This window comes from Lentzea waywayandensis (assembly GCF_900115955.1).
GTDB lineage: Bacteria > Actinomycetota > Actinomycetes > Mycobacteriales > Pseudonocardiaceae > Lentzea > Lentzea waywayandensis.
This window is the reverse complement of record NZ_FOYL01000021.1, coordinates 52165-65846: the sequence shown is the minus strand read 5'-3', so window position 1 is coordinate 65846 and position 13682 is coordinate 52165. Positions and strand designations below refer to the sequence as shown.

Sequence of the window (13682 nt, the reverse complement as noted above, 5' to 3'; positions counted from 1 at the left end):
ATACTCGCTGGTGTGGACCTCCGCCAGCTCGAGTACTTCGTCGCGGTCGCGGAAGAGGGCAGCTTCACCCGCGCCGCCGCCCGCGTGCACGTCGTGCAGTCCGCCGTCTCGGCCGCGATCAAGACCCTCGAACGCGAGCTCGGCGCCGTCCTGCTCGACCGCAACTCCAAGCGCGTCCTGCTGACCGACGCGGGGGAGGCGCTGCTGCCGAAGGCCCAGGCCGTGCTCGACGCCGCCACCGAGGCCAGGGACGCCGTCGCACAGGTCCAGGGCGGGCTCACCGGCACGGTCCGGCTCGGCACGCTGACCTCGGTGGCTCTGATCAACCTGCCGGCGCTGCTCGGTGAGTTCCACCGGCGTCATCCCGGGGTGCTGGTGCGCACCAACGCGTCGACCACGGGGTCGCTCGGGCTCGTCGAGCAGCTCCTGGACCGCAGGCTCGACCTGTCCTTCGTGTCGGTGCCCGGCGACGTGCCGAACGGGATCGTCCTCGACGAGCTGTCCCACTCGGTGATGGACCTGGTCGTGCCCCGGGACCACCCGCTGGCCGTCAGGGACGAGGTGTCCATCGGCGACCTCGCCGGGCTGGACTTCATCGACTCGCCGCTGGGCTACGGCAACCGGGCCGTGGCCGACCGGGCGTTCGCCGCCAACGCCGTGCCGCGCCGGGTGACCGTGGAGATGTCCGACATATATACCGGCGTCGACTTCGTCCGGCACGGCCTCGGCGTCGTGCTGCTGCCCGGCTACGTCATCGGCGCCGCGGCGGACGTCAAGACCCTGACCGTGACCGGCGCGGACCTGCGCTGGCCGCTGGGACTCGCGTGGCCCGCCGGGCGCCGGCCGAGCGCCGCGACCAGGGCGTTGATCGCTGTGGTGCACGAGTTCTTCTCCCGCTGAACGGTCAACGGGTGCAGGTGAAGCTCGACGCCCTGTCCGGATCTCCGGCGCGGTACCGGGGCCAGCCCGGGTACTCGCAGAGCGGACGCGTGCGGTTGTGGGTGTTGTCGGCGACGACCGGGTTCGCCGGCGACCGTCCTTTCTGGACCCAGCGTTCCAGTGCGGTGAGCGAGTCCCACCCGGCGGCGAACGCGGGCGTGCCGAAGTTCGCGTGGTTGGCCCCTGGCACGAGGTAGTAGCGCAGGAACTTCTCTGTGGTGCCAGGGCCCAGGAGGTCGCGCACGCGCTGGTAGTAGTCGTTCGTCGAGCGGTGCGACACCAACTCGTCCGCGGCGCCGTGCAGCATGATCAGCTTGCCGCCGGAGCGTGCGAACGGGCGCAGGTCCACGTCGTTGCGGTCCTGGATCGTGGAGAGCCGGCTGATCCGGTCGAGCCACTTCCCCGGGCGCAGCGGATCCAGGTCGAGGGAGTTGAATCCGGGGTCGCGGGTCAGGAAGTACTTCACCCACTGGTCCCAGTACTGCATGCCGTAGCCGCTGGTGACCGGCATGGGGTTCGCCGGCGCGGTCGTGCCGAACCCGAGGAACGGGGTCCGCATGTCCGCTCCCGAGAGGAACGGGAAACCGGGGTACTGGGTCTCACCGCTGGCGACCCGGTACGGCCACCGCAACGGCGTGGACATCGCGACCACAGCCCCGATCTGCGGATCGGACAGGCAGGTCGGCCCGGTGTCGGCGCCGTCAGGGCATCGCAGGACGCGCGGGTCGAACTGGCAACGCGGGTTCGACACGACCCTGTCCGCGACGCCGTCCAGGCCGTCGCACGCGGTGATCACGCTGTCGATCAACAGAGTCTGCTTCGCGGGTCCGGGGAACGCGCCGGGACGGGACAGGACCTGAGTCAGATGTCCCAGGTACAGGCCCTCGGCGAGGTTGTTCCACGCGGGAAAGCCCGAGATCACGCCGTCGAACGCCCGCGGCCAGCGTTGAGCGACGATGAGTGCCTCACGGCCACCCGTCGAACCGCCCGCGAAGTACGTCTCGGCGGGATTCTTTCCATAGGCGCGCCGGATCAGGAACAGGCTCGCGTCGTGCGTCTTCTTCAGCGCGTCTCCGGCGGCGAAGTTCCGCACCGCCTCGTCGTTCACGCCGAACGAGCCGTCCAGCGACGGAACCGACGCCGGGCCCTGCTGGTGGCCGGAGTCGCTCGCGAACGTCGCGTACCGCCGCGCCAAGGGTGCCGGCGCGTCCGGAGCGGCGAACGGCACGTTCCCCGTCAGTGCGGGAATCGTTCCGTTGTAGCCGCCGCCACCGAACATCAACGCCTTGCCGTTCCAGCCGTGCGGCAGCGCGACGCGCATCTTGATGGCGGGCGCGGACCGGTCGACGGGATGCAGGTCGGCGTCGACCTGGCAGTACTCGATCGTCTGTCCACTCACGACACTGGACGTGACGGCGGCCGCTGTGACGCGGCCGCCGGTGGTAGGCAGGCTGATGACCGAGGCCGGGATCTTCACCTGGTTCAGGTCCGCGCACGCGGTCGTCGCGCCGGCCGGGACGGCACCGAGAAAGGTCATTCCCGGTAACAGAAGCACGGTCGAAAGCACAGCAAGAGGCCTCACGCCGGACTCCCTTTCAGCGGTAGAGGTGCGTGCCGGGGACGGCCAGCGGGTCCTCGCGGACCTCGGCGGGGTTCGTCTCGGGGAGGAACCACGCGCTGACGAAGGTGATCAGCCCCATGAGCGTGATGTAGGCGGCCACCGGCACTGTGCTGCCGGTCTGAGCGATGAGCGCGGTCATGAGGAACGGCGTGCCACCGCTGATGATGATCGCGGAGAGCTGGTAGGACAGCGACGCGCCCGAGTAGCGGACGTTGGGCGCGAACAGTTCGCCGAGGAAGCTCGCGATCGGGCCGTACGTGAGGCTCTGGAAGATGAATCCCACCACCACGGCGACGAAGATCAGCGGCAGCGACGCGGTGTTGACGAGCCCGAAGTACGGGAAGCCCCACAACGCGACACCCAGGCCGCCGATGAGGATCAGCGGACGGCGCCCGATCCGGTCGGAGACGTGCCCGGCCCAGGGCAGGACCGCGAGCATCGCCACGGAACTGAGCAGCACGACCGTCAGCAGCGGAACGCGGTCGAGCTTGAGGGACGTGGTGCCGTAGTTCAGCAGTCCGGCGATGCTGACGTAGAAGAGGCTGTTGGTGGCCGAGAGGATCCCGCAGGCGAGCAGGATCGTGCCCCACCTGCTCCGGATGACCTGCGCGAGCGGTGCCCTGACGACGGCGCGTTCCGGTCGCACCACCTCCTGCTGCAGCTCGCGGAACTCCGGCGTGTCCTCCACTTTGGACTGGATGTAGAGGACCACCGCGAACATCACGACGCTGAGCAGGAACGGGATCCGCCAGCCCCAGCTGAGGAACGCGTCGTTCGGCATCAGGCCGCTGGCGGCCAGGAAGATCAGGTTCGAGATGATCACGGCGACGGGAACGCTGGTCTGCCCGAAGGTTCCAGCGAACCCGCGCCGTTTCGGGCTCGCCGACTCAGTGAGCAGCAGCATGATGCCGCCCCACTGGCCGCCTGCCGCGAGCCCTTGAAGGAAGCGCAATGTCACCAGCAGGATCGGTGCCAGCGCACCCACCGCCGACGCGCCGGGCAGACAGCCGATCAGGAACGTCGCGCCGCCCATGAGCGCGAGGCAGGCCACGACGACCGGCTTGCGCCCGTACTTGTCACCGAAGTGCCCGGCGAGCACCCCGCCGATCGGACGCGCCACGAACCCCGCCCAGAACGTGCTGAACGCGAGCAGCGTCCCGGTCAGCGCAGAAGACTGCGGGAAGAACACCTTGGGGAACACCAGCGCGGCCGCGGTCCCGTAGAGGAAGAAGTCGTACCACTCGATCGAACTGCCGATCAGCCCCGCGGTCAGCAGCTTGCGGAAGCCCCGGCGCCGGGTCGCGGACTGTTCTTCGGGCTGGGCCAGAGGGGTTGCCATACATGCCGCCTTCGTCGGTGAACCGGCAGGTGATGACGGCCAATGCTAGGGCGGCGGCACCCTTTGGCTGAGGTCTGGATCACACACCCCTCGCGTTGATCTGGTGGGCCTTTCCACCACCGGCGGCTGAGCAACAATGGCGTCGTGACCATCGACCCGAGTGAGTCGCACGAACTCGTGCGCCGGCAGCGCGAACTGGCGTCGTTGTACGCGACGGCGAAGTCGCTCACGGCTCTCGGCGAGCTCGACGCCGTGCTCCAGTCGATCGTCCGCCACGCCCACGACCTGATGGGCACGGACTTCACCTACCTCTCGCTCGTCGCGGACGGCAGGCTCTCGGCCAAGGCGGCGGAGGGAACGATCTCCGCCGCGTTCCTGAGCGCCACGATCCCGGCCGGCGTCGGCCTCGGCGGCAAGGTGCTGGCCACGCGGCGTCCGCAGTGGGTGCCCAACTACGCCGCCTCGACCCTCATCGACCACGACGCGGGCTTCGACGTGCTGGTCGGCACCGAGGACCTGGTCGCTCTTCTCGGTGTGCCGCTGGTGATTCGGGACGAGGTGGTGGGCGCGCTGTTCGCCGCGTACCGCTCCGAGCGGTCGTTCCACGCGGGCGAGATCGCGTTGCTGAGCGCGTTCGCCGACCACGCCGCGGTGGCGCTGGACAACGCCCGTCTCTACGAGAAGAGCCGGAAAGCGTTGCAGGACCTGCAGGAGCACATGACCGTCGTCGAACGGGCGCAGGCGATCCACGAGACCCTGACGGGCGTGGTGCTGGAAGGAGGCACGCCGGACGACGTCGCGCAGCTCCTCGCCGGTCAGCTCGGCGGGAGCGTGGTCGTGCTCGACAGGGCTGCAGGACATCACTCCGGCCGGGTCACGACCTCGGTCGACGCCGAGGGGGTCGCGCACAGCGTGGCCCCGATCAGGGCGGGTGACAGCTACCTCGGCGCGCTGTCGTGGAGTCGCGAAGCGTTGCAGGGGAACGGTGTCTCGGAGGACATGGACCTGCGCACGCTCGAACGGGCCACGCACATCCTCGGCTTGCTGATCCTCAAGGAACGCGCTGTCGCCGACGCGAGCGAACGGCTCAGCGGCGAACTGCTGACCGAGCTGATGGTCGGCGGCCCCGGGATCAGCCCCTCCCAGCGCTCGCGCGCCCAGGCCCGTCACATCAACGCCGACCGGCTGAACCTGGTCCTCGTCGCGGACTCGCCGGCGTCCTCCGCCGACCTCGTGCGCCACCTGCACGACATCGCCAGGGACCGTTCCGGACTGGCGGGCGAACACCTCGGCCGGGCGACGATGATCGTGCCCAGCGCGGACGACGACCGCACCGTCGAGGAGGTCCACCGCCGGCTGCGGCGCGCGTCAGGCGCTCCCGTCGTCGTCGTGGGGGAGCGGGCGGTCAACCACGACTGGTCGCGCGCGTTCTCCCTGGCCGGCCGGTGCGGCGCGGTCATGCGGGCGCTGGGGCACACCGACCGCGGCGCCACGACCGGCCGGTACTCCCTCTACGCGTTGATCTTCGACGTGGACCGGGCGGGCGAGCTCGACCGCTTCCTCGCCGAGTCAGTGGGTCCCCTCGCCGAATACGACCAACGGCGCGGAACCGATCTCGTCGGAACCCTCTGCGCCTACTACGACCACCGTGCCAACGTCGCGGCGACCGCGCGCGCGTTGCACGTGCACGTCAACACGCTCCTCAAGCGGCTGGACCGCGTCAGCGACGTCCTCGGTGCCGACTGGCGCACCGAGAACGACCTGGAGCTGCAACTCGGGCTTGCGCTGCACCGGTTGCGGAACCTCACGTAGTGGCGCGCAGAGCGCTCTTCGACAGCTTTCCGGTGCCAGTCTTGGGCAAGGTGGCCCGGAAGACGACCTCGTCGGGCAGCCACCACCTGGCGACCGCGGGCGTGATGTGCCGCAACAGGTCGTCGCCGGTGGTGGCGCTGCCGTCGCGCAGGACGACGTAGGCGACGGGGCGTTCGCCCCACTTCGGGTCCGGGCGCGCGACCACGGCGACCTCGACCACGTCGGGGTGCGAGGTGAGGGCGCTCTCCAACTCCACCGAGGAGATCCACTCGCCGCCGGACTTGATCAGGTCCTTCATCCGGTCCACGAGCCGTACGTAGCCGTCGGCGTCGATCGTGGCGAGGTCGCCGGTCCGCAGCCAGCCGTCGCCCGTGAAGCTGTCCGGTGCGTCCACCCGGAAGTAGCCGCCCGCCACCCACGGGCCCGCCACCTGGAGCTCACCGATCGCCTTGCCGTCACGCGGTAGTTCCGCGCCTGTCTCGACGTCGGCGATCCGCAGGTTCACGAGCGGCAGCGGCTGGCCCTGGGAGGCCCGCACCGCCACTTGTTCGTCTGCGTTTTGGTGCTGGGTGCGGGTGCCGCCGATCGTCCCGACAGGACTGATCTCCGTCATGCCCCAGGAATGCGTGATGGGTACGCCGAGCGCGGCTCGGTAGGTCTCGGACAGCGCCGGGGCGATCACCGAGCCGCCGCCGAGCAGGAACCGCGTGGCGCTCAGGTCGTAGGAGAGCAGGTCGGGAACCAGGCTCGTCCACACCGTCGGTACGGCACCGGCGACGGTGACCCGTTCGGTCTCCATCAGCTTCAACAGATGAGCCGGATCCGACGACGGGCCGGGCAGGACGAGCGAGGCGCCCGTCATCATCGCGCCGTAGGGGAGACCCCAGGCGTTGGCGTGGAACATGGGCACGATCGGCATCACGACGTCGCTCTCGCACAGGCCGATGAAACCGGCCGCGAGCGTTCCGAGGCAGTGCAGGATCGTCGACCTGTGGCTGTACAGCACGCCTTTGGGCGGTCCGGTCGTGCCGGACGTGTAGCAGAGCCCGGAGGCCAGGTTCTCGTCCGCGAGCGTGAACGAGTCCTCGAACGAGCCCGCGAACGGAGCTGCTCCCGCGACCAGCTCGTCGTAGCGCACGACGCGAGAATCGGCGGGGATCTCGACGTCACTGTCGTCTGGCAGGACGACCCAGTGCCGGACCGTCCGCATTCGGCCGGCACTGGGCCATATTCGGGGGAGCAGAGCGCGATCGACGAACACCACGTCGTCCTCGGCGTGGTTGACGATGTACTCCAGGTGCTCCGCCGAAAGCCGGATGTTGAGGGAGTGCAGCACCCGCTTGGTGATCGGCGCCGCGAGGTACAACTCCAGGTGACGCCGAGTGTTGGTCGCGAACGTGGCGACGCGGGCGCCGACCGGCACGCCGAGCGAGTCGAGCGCGGTGGCGAGGCGCCGGGTCTGCTCGGCCACCTCGGCGTAGGTGGCCCGCTCCCCGGCCGTCACGACCTGCTTGTGCGCGTACAGCCGCTCGGCTCGCTCCAGAACGTGCGCGATGGTGAGCGGCCGGGGTTGCATCAGCCCGTCCATGAACGATCACACTAAGTGAGCTCCTGGGCGGGCAGGAGGGCAGAACCTTCCACTCATTCTCCTGCCCTGGCAGCGATTCCTCACACCGCGCGGTAGGCGTCGCACGCCAGCGTGACCAGATCGGTGAGGTGCTGCGGCGGCTGGTCCTTCCACCACGCGAGCCAGACCGCGATCGGCGGCGCGTCCACCACGGCCCGATAGGCGACGCCAGGACGTGGGTTCAGGCTCGCGGTGGCCTCCGACGTCATGCCCACGGCCTGCCCGGCGGCGATCAGCGTCAGCCATTCGTCGACGCTGTGCGTGTTGCGGACGACGGCGGGCGCCTTGCCCGGTTGCCAGAGGTCCAGGGTGGTCGTCCCGGTCCGGTCGTCCACGGCCAGCGAGTACCGGGCGAGGTCGGCGAGCTTGAGCGAACGCTTGCGCGCCAACGGGTTGTCCGTCGCGACCACGCCGTAGCGCCGTTCGGTGCCGAGCAACGCCGTCTCGAACCGCGAGTCGTCGATGGCCTTGCGCAGGACAGCGACATCGGCCATGCCCTCGGCGAGGCCGGCGGTGACCGAGTTCGACTGGACGAACACCAGTGGCAGTCCGGGATGCTTTGAGGCCCAAGCCTTCTGCACACGCCGGGTGTGCTTGCCCAGCGCCGACCAGGCGTAGCCGATCCGCAGTTCGGTCAGCGACTGCGACGCGATCCGGTGCAGGTGCGCGACCTCGTCCAGCACTCGCCGGGCACCGTCGAGCACCTGGGTGCCCACGGCGGTGAGCGCCACGTGCCGGGTCGAACGTTGCAGCAGCCGCACGCCGAGCGAGGCCTCCAGCGCCGCGACCGAACGGGACACCGACGCCTGCGTCAGGTCGAGTTCCCTTGCCGCGTCGGTGAACGTGCCCGCGTCGACCACCGCCACGAACGCCCGCAGATGCCGCAGATCCATGCGTTCAGCGTATAGGTGAGGCGACCAATGCATTTCCCGTATCAAAGGCCGGAACGCAGGCTTTGCGGCATGAAGAGCATCGGTGGATTCGCGACGATGACCGCGAGCGCGGCCAGCAACCAGATCGGTGCCGCCGTGGGCGCCCACGCGTTCGCCGCCATCGGCCCGGCCGGGGTCGTGGCGGTGCGCCAGTTCGTGGCCGCCGCGGTGCTGCTCCCGATGGCCCGGCCGAACCTGCGAAGATTCACCTGGGCGCAGTGGTGGCCGACGATCGCGCTCGGCCTCGTGTTCGCCACGATGAACCTCAGCCTCTACATGGCGATCGACCGCATCGGCCTCGGCCTCGCCGTCACGCTGGAGGTGCTCGGGCCGCTCGGCATCGCGCTGGCCGGTTCCCGGACCCGCCGGGACTTCCTGTTCGTGCTGATCGCGGCCGTCGGCGTGTACGTGCTGGTGCTGCCGGGCCCGAGCAGCGACTACCTCGGCGTCGGGCTCGGCCTGCTCGCGGCGGGCTGCTGGGCCGCGTACATCCTGCTCAACCGCCTGGTCGGGGCGCGGCTGCCCGGACTGCAGGCGCCCGCCGTCGCGACTGCGATGTCAGCGACGCTCTACGTTCCGGTCGCGGTGTTGCTGGTCCTGCACGGGAAGCTGACCGGGATGTCGATCCTGTACGCGGTCGGCGCGGGCGTGTTCTGCAGCGTCGTGCCGTACGCCGTCGACGTGATCGCGCTGCGGAAGGTGCCCGCGCGCCTGTTCGGGCTGGCCATGAGCGTGCACCCGGTGCTGGCGGCACTGGCGGGGCTCGTGGTGCTGGGGGAGACGCTCGAACTCCACCATTGGGCTGGAATCTTGCTCGTCGTCACCGCCAATGCACTGGCTGTGACTTGCTCGAAGTGGTCTGGATCACCTACCGTCAACCCCGAAATGTGAATCCAATTCACTTAGCGGGGTGTTCATGCGGACGAAAGTCTTGACGGTGGTCGCCGCACTCGTCGGTGCGGCGCTGGTCAGCGGCCCGTTCGCGTGGGCGGAACCCGAGCCGTACCTGGTGGGCCGGGGCATCTCCGACGTCACCGGCCCGGCCGCCGAGAACGGCATGATGGGCTACTCCAAGTTCGACCAGAAGACGACGGGCATCCATCAGCGGCTGCGGTCGCGGGCGTACGTCGTGGTCGACCGCGCCACGAACAAGCGCGTCGCGTACGTCAACGCCGACCTCGCGATGATCTTCCGCGCGGTCCAGGAGGGCGTCCTCGCCAAGCTCCAGGCCAAGTACGGCACCACCTACACCCGCGAGAACCTGCTGCTGTCCGCCACGCACACGCACAGCGGTCCCGGCGGCCAGTCGCACAACCTCGCCTACAACCTCTCGATCCTCGGCATGCAGCCCCAGGCGTTGGCGGCCGTGGTCGACGGCATCACCGAGTCGGTCGTCGAGGCGCACGAGGACGTGAAGCCCGGCTCGATCAGCCTCGGCATCGGCGAGCTCACGAACGCGTCGGTCAACCGGTCGCGCGTCGCGTTCGACCGCAACCCCGACAAGGCCGCCTTCCCGGCCGGCATCGACCCGCAGATGACCGTGCTGAAGTTCAGGCAGGGCGGGAACAACGTCGGCGCGATCAGCTGGTTCGCGACGCACAACACGTCGATCACCAACGCCAACACGCTGATCAGCCCGGACAACAAGGGTTACGCGGCCTACCAGTGGGAGCACGACGACGAGGGCGTGCGGTACCTGGACAACACCGCCGGATTCGTGGCGGCGTTCCCGAACACCAACGCGGGCGACATGTCGCCGAACCTCAACCTGAAGCCCGGTTCCGGCCCCACCGAGAACGAGTGGGAGAACGCCCGCGTCATCGGCGAGCGCCAGAACCGCAAGGCGCAGGAGATCTACAACGGCCCGCAGGCCTCCGTCTCGGGCGGCGTCGACTCGCGCATGCGGTTCGTGGACATGTCCGCCGTGCAGGTCGAGGGCCGCTTCACCTCCACCGGCCAGCCCGGCACGACGTGTTCCGGTGTCGTCGGCGCCTCGACGATCGCGGGCAGTGTCGAGGACGGCCCGGCGATCCCCGGCTTCTCCGAGGGCATGCAGTCGCCGTGGAAGAAGCTGTTCGAGCCGTTGCAGATGGAGGTTCCGCAGTGGCTGCGGGACTGCCAGTTCCCCAAGGCCTCCTTGGTGCCAACGGGTCTGATCGGCGCCACGCCGAACGTCGTGCCGCTGCAGATCGTCCGAATCGGACAGCTGCACCTCGTCGCGGTGCCCGGTGAGGTCACGATCACCGCGGGTCTGCGCATCCGCAGGGCCGTCGCCGCCGAACTCTCGGTGCCCGTGCAGAACGTGCTGATCCAGGGCTATGCCAACGACTACAGCCAGTACGTCACCACGCCGGAGGAGTACGACTCGCAGCAGTACGAGGGCGGCTCCACCCTGTTCGGCCGCAACACCACGCCCGCGTACCAGCAGGAGTTCGGCAAGCTCGCCGCGTCGATGAAGGCGGGCTCGGCCCTGCCCGCCGGTCCGAACCCCGGCAAGCCGCCGTTCACCGAGATCAACCTGCAGACCGGCGTCGTGCTCGACGACAAGCCCGCGGACAAGAAGTACGGCGACGTGCTGATCGCGCCCAAGGCGTCCTACGGCCGCGGCGAGACCGTGACGTCCGTGTTCGTCACCGGCCATCCGAAGAACAACCTGCACCGCAACGGGACTTTCCTCGAGGTGCAGCGGCAGGTGAACGGCCAGTGGACCCGTGTCGCCGACGACGGTGACTGGTCCACGCGCTACAAGTGGGAACGCGTCGGCATCGCGTTCTCCAACGCCACGATCACCTGGCAGATCCCGGCGGACACCCCCGCCGGCACCTACCGGATCGTGCACAACGGCGACGAGAAGTCCGGCTGGACCGGCAAGATCTCCGGCTTCACCGGCGCCACGGCGGGCTTCACCGTCAGCTGATGAGTTCGCCACCGGCTGCGGTGGCGAGATCGGGGCCGAAGGCGGCCGCGGCGTGTACGCGCCGGGCTTGCCTTCGCCCCTGGCGAGCCGTGCCGCGACCTCCGCGGACACGGCCGCCGTGAAGTCCATCCCTCGCGGGTCGTGCCATCGGGCCATGCGACCACCGCGTGGTCCCAGGATGCTTGCGGGACGTCGGTTCGCTCAGCGACGGAACTATTCCCGCCTTCGGTGAGGCCGTGATTACGTTGTGCACGATTTAATCGCGCACTAGCTTTATGGCATCCGATCCGAAGGAGCAGCCATGAAGCGCCCAGTCCTCGAGCCCGCCGCCGCCGAGTTCGCCGCCGCCACCGCCCAGCCGCCGTTCCTGTTCGAGATCGCCCCCGAAGAGGGCCGCAAGGCCGTCGACGAGGTGCAGTCGGGCGCGATCGACAAGCCCGAGGTCGACGAGCAGTGGGTCGAGCTCGACGGCTTCAAGGTCCGCGTGATCAAGCCCGCCGGCGTCACCGAGCAGCTCCCGGTGATCCTCTACATCCACGGCGCGGGCTGGGTGTTCGGCAACGCCCACACCCACGACCGCCTGGTCCGCGAACTCGCCGTCGGTGCCGGCGCCGCCGTCGTCTTCCCCGACTACTCGCTCTCGCCCGAGGCCCGCTACCCGGTGGCGATCAACCAGAACTACGCCACCGCGCAGTGGATCCAGGCCAACGGCGCCTCGTACGGTCTCGACGCCTCGCGCGTCGCGGTCGCCGGTGACTCGGTGGGCGGCAACATGGCGGCGGCGCTGACGTTGCAGGCCAAGGAACGCGGCGATGTCGCGCTGAAGGCCCAGGTGCTCTTCTACCCGGTGACCGACGCGTCGTTCGACACCGACTCGTACCTCCAGTTCGCCGAGGGCTACTTCCTGCGCCGCGACGGCATGCAGTGGTTCTGGGACCAGTACACGACGAACCCGCTGGAGCGCGCCGAGATCACCGCGTCCCCGTTGCGTGCCACCAAGGACCAGCTCGCGGGCCTGCCGCAGGCGCTCGTGATCACCGCGGAGGCCGACGTGCTGCGCGACGAGGGCGAGGCCTACGCCGACAAGCTGCGCGAGGCCGGTGTGCCCGTCACCGCCGTCCGGTACGCGGGCGTGATCCACGACTTCGTGATGCTGAACGCGCTGCGCGGCACGCACGCCGCCGAGGGCGCTATCAACCAGGCCATCGCGTTCCTCCGCGAGGCCCTGAAGAACTAGACACCGCACCGTTTCGCGGCCCCGTTCCCACCCGGAGCGGGGCCGAACGGCGTCAGAAGAACCGCGGCAGGACCATGAGGAACACCAGCATCGCCACCACTGCGACGAGCAGCACCAGCACGGTCAGCACGAGCGCGATCCGACGCCACCCCACACCGGGCCGTTCGTCCTTGTAGGGGGCGGGGAACTGGCCGGTCGCCTCGGGGCTGTCGTAATTGATCATGCTGCGGTCCACCACCGGCCACGGCGCCGGGCCGATCTCGGCGGAACCACCGGTCTCATCGGGCTTCTCGATCATCACGGCCACCCCTTCAGCTGGGCGAGCTGCACACACCAGGCCGACACCTCGACGAGCAGGAGCACGAGGCCGGTCACGAAGCACCACTGGAGCTTGCGGAGCTTCTTCTCGTTGGCGTCCAGCCACTGTTCGAAATCGGCCGCGAGGTGCCGGCGCATCGAGTCGAGGTCGTGGCCGAGGTCGACAGCGCCCAGCAGCCGCGACGCGCTGGACAGGAACGTCCACCGCCAGATCGGTGCGCAGATGAGCAGGGCCAGCGCGAGGACGCCGGTCATCGCCGCGATCGCGACGACCGTGGCCGCTCCCCAGCGCGGACTCTGCAACGCGGTGCCGACGAACGAGGAGCTGACGAGAGCCGCGCCCGCGGTCAGCAGCGTGACCCGTGAACGGAGGTTGTCGAGCGCACCCTGCTGGTAGCTCAGTGCCCGCAGCGACTCCGAGAACACCAGCTCAAGCCGTTTGTCCGGCTCTCCGCTCTCCACCGGCCCATCATCCGCCGACCGGCCCAGCACATCTTGACCCGAACGGGTGGAGTCAGCCCCGCTTCGTGCTGGTGACGTGGAACGGCGTGCCCTGCTGGCACGTGGTCATCCCACCGGGATCGGCCTTGCCGGTCACCTCGACCACGGCGCCGGCCACCGCGATCGCGGGGTCGGCGCCGAGCAGCAGGTACTGCGTGCCCTCAGCGCTCAGGAGCACGCATCCGGCCTCGGCGCCCGTCGACACCGTGCCCCGCACCGTCTTCACGCCCGGATCGAGGGCTCGCGACGGTGTGGGCAGGGTGGGCGGCAGCGAAGCCGACGACGGGGGCACCGGTGCCGGGACGCTCGGCGCGGTCGTGCCAGGAGCGGACACGGAGCTGACGATGGTGGATGTGCTCGGCCCAGGAACCTGGGCCGGCGGCACCTGGCCGCACGACGCGAGCACCAGACACAGCAACACGGCCGCTAACCCGCGCAT

The 13682-nt window shown here is 69.5% G+C and carries 12 protein-coding genes; 5 read left to right on the top strand and 7 right to left on the bottom strand.

All coding sequences use genetic code 11. The features are described from left to right. Window positions 1–12: 12 nt before the first annotated feature. A complete protein-coding gene (locus BM417_RS44285; protein WP_093606118.1) occupies window positions 13–900 on the top strand; it encodes a LysR family transcriptional regulator in 888 nt (295 codons plus the stop codon). Between the two features lie 4 nt (window positions 901–904). On the opposite strand, the gene BM417_RS44280 is transcribed toward BM417_RS44285, so the two are convergent. Together BM417_RS44280 and BM417_RS44275 are read right to left on the bottom strand one after the other, a co-directional pair. Continuing rightward, complete coding sequence (locus BM417_RS44280) at window positions 905–2476, bottom strand: tannase/feruloyl esterase family alpha/beta hydrolase (protein ID WP_093606117.1); 1572 nt, start codon at window positions 2474–2476, stop codon at window positions 905–907. A gap of 58 nt (window positions 2477–2534) precedes the next feature. Then, entirely contained in the window at window positions 2535–3899 is a 1365-nt protein-coding gene (locus tag BM417_RS44275) for an MFS transporter (RefSeq protein WP_093606116.1), read from the bottom strand. A 144-nt stretch (window positions 3900–4043) separates the two neighbouring features. Here BM417_RS44275 and BM417_RS44270 point away from each other — a divergent pair, with 144 nt between their 5' ends. Then, the gene (locus tag BM417_RS44270) at window positions 4044–5711 is read left to right on the top strand and encodes a helix-turn-helix domain-containing protein (RefSeq protein WP_093606115.1); all 1668 of its coding nucleotides are present in this window, start codon (window positions 4044–4046) and stop codon (window positions 5709–5711) included. Here the strand turns inward: BM417_RS44270 and BM417_RS44265 are convergent. After that, window positions 5704–7299: a long-chain fatty acid--CoA ligase gene (locus tag BM417_RS44265; protein ID WP_093606114.1), complete on the bottom strand. Its 1596-nt coding sequence runs from the start codon at window positions 7297–7299 to the stop codon at window positions 5704–5706. The genes BM417_RS44270 and BM417_RS44265 overlap by 8 nt on opposite strands. Window positions 7300–7379: 80 nt before the next feature. Continuing rightward, complete coding sequence (locus tag BM417_RS44260; protein ID WP_093606113.1) at window positions 7380–8231, bottom strand: LysR family transcriptional regulator; 852 nt, start codon at window positions 8229–8231, stop codon at window positions 7380–7382. A 69-nt stretch (window positions 8232–8300) separates the two neighbouring features. Here BM417_RS44260 and BM417_RS44255 point away from each other — a divergent pair, with 69 nt between their 5' ends. The 3 genes from BM417_RS44255 to BM417_RS44240 all read left to right on the top strand — a co-directional run bounded on the left by BM417_RS44255 (window position 8301) and on the right by BM417_RS44240 (window position 12424). Continuing rightward, the gene (locus BM417_RS44255; RefSeq protein ID WP_245822809.1) at window positions 8301–9161 is read left to right on the top strand and encodes an EamA family transporter; all 861 of its coding nucleotides are present in this window, start codon (window positions 8301–8303) and stop codon (window positions 9159–9161) included. A gap of 25 nt (window positions 9162–9186) precedes the next feature. Continuing rightward, window positions 9187–11187 (top strand): neutral/alkaline ceramidase, encoded by a 2001-nt coding sequence (locus BM417_RS44250; protein WP_093606189.1) that lies wholly within the window; start codon window positions 9187–9189, stop codon window positions 11185–11187. 301 nt (window positions 11188–11488) lie between these two features. Further along, entirely contained in the window at window positions 11489–12424 is a 936-nt protein-coding gene (locus tag BM417_RS44240) for an alpha/beta hydrolase (protein WP_093606112.1), read from the top strand. 52 nt (window positions 12425–12476) lie between these two features. Here BM417_RS44240 and BM417_RS44235 read toward each other — a convergent pair whose 3' ends face one another. The 3 genes from BM417_RS44235 to BM417_RS44225 are packed head-to-tail and all read right to left on the bottom strand — an operon-like array spanning window position 12477 to window position 13682. Next, window positions 12477–12722, bottom strand: coding sequence for a hypothetical protein (locus tag BM417_RS44235; RefSeq protein ID WP_143139088.1), 246 nt, complete (start codon window positions 12720–12722; stop codon window positions 12477–12479). Then, a complete protein-coding gene (locus BM417_RS44230) occupies window positions 12722–13204 on the bottom strand; it encodes a hypothetical protein (protein WP_093606110.1) in 483 nt (160 codons plus the stop codon). The genes BM417_RS44235 and BM417_RS44230 overlap by 1 nt, the downstream gene beginning before the upstream one ends. Window positions 13205–13256: 52 nt before the next feature. Beyond that, the gene (locus BM417_RS44225; protein ID WP_143139087.1) at window positions 13257–13682 is read right to left on the bottom strand and encodes a hypothetical protein; all 426 of its coding nucleotides are present in this window, start codon (window positions 13680–13682) and stop codon (window positions 13257–13259) included.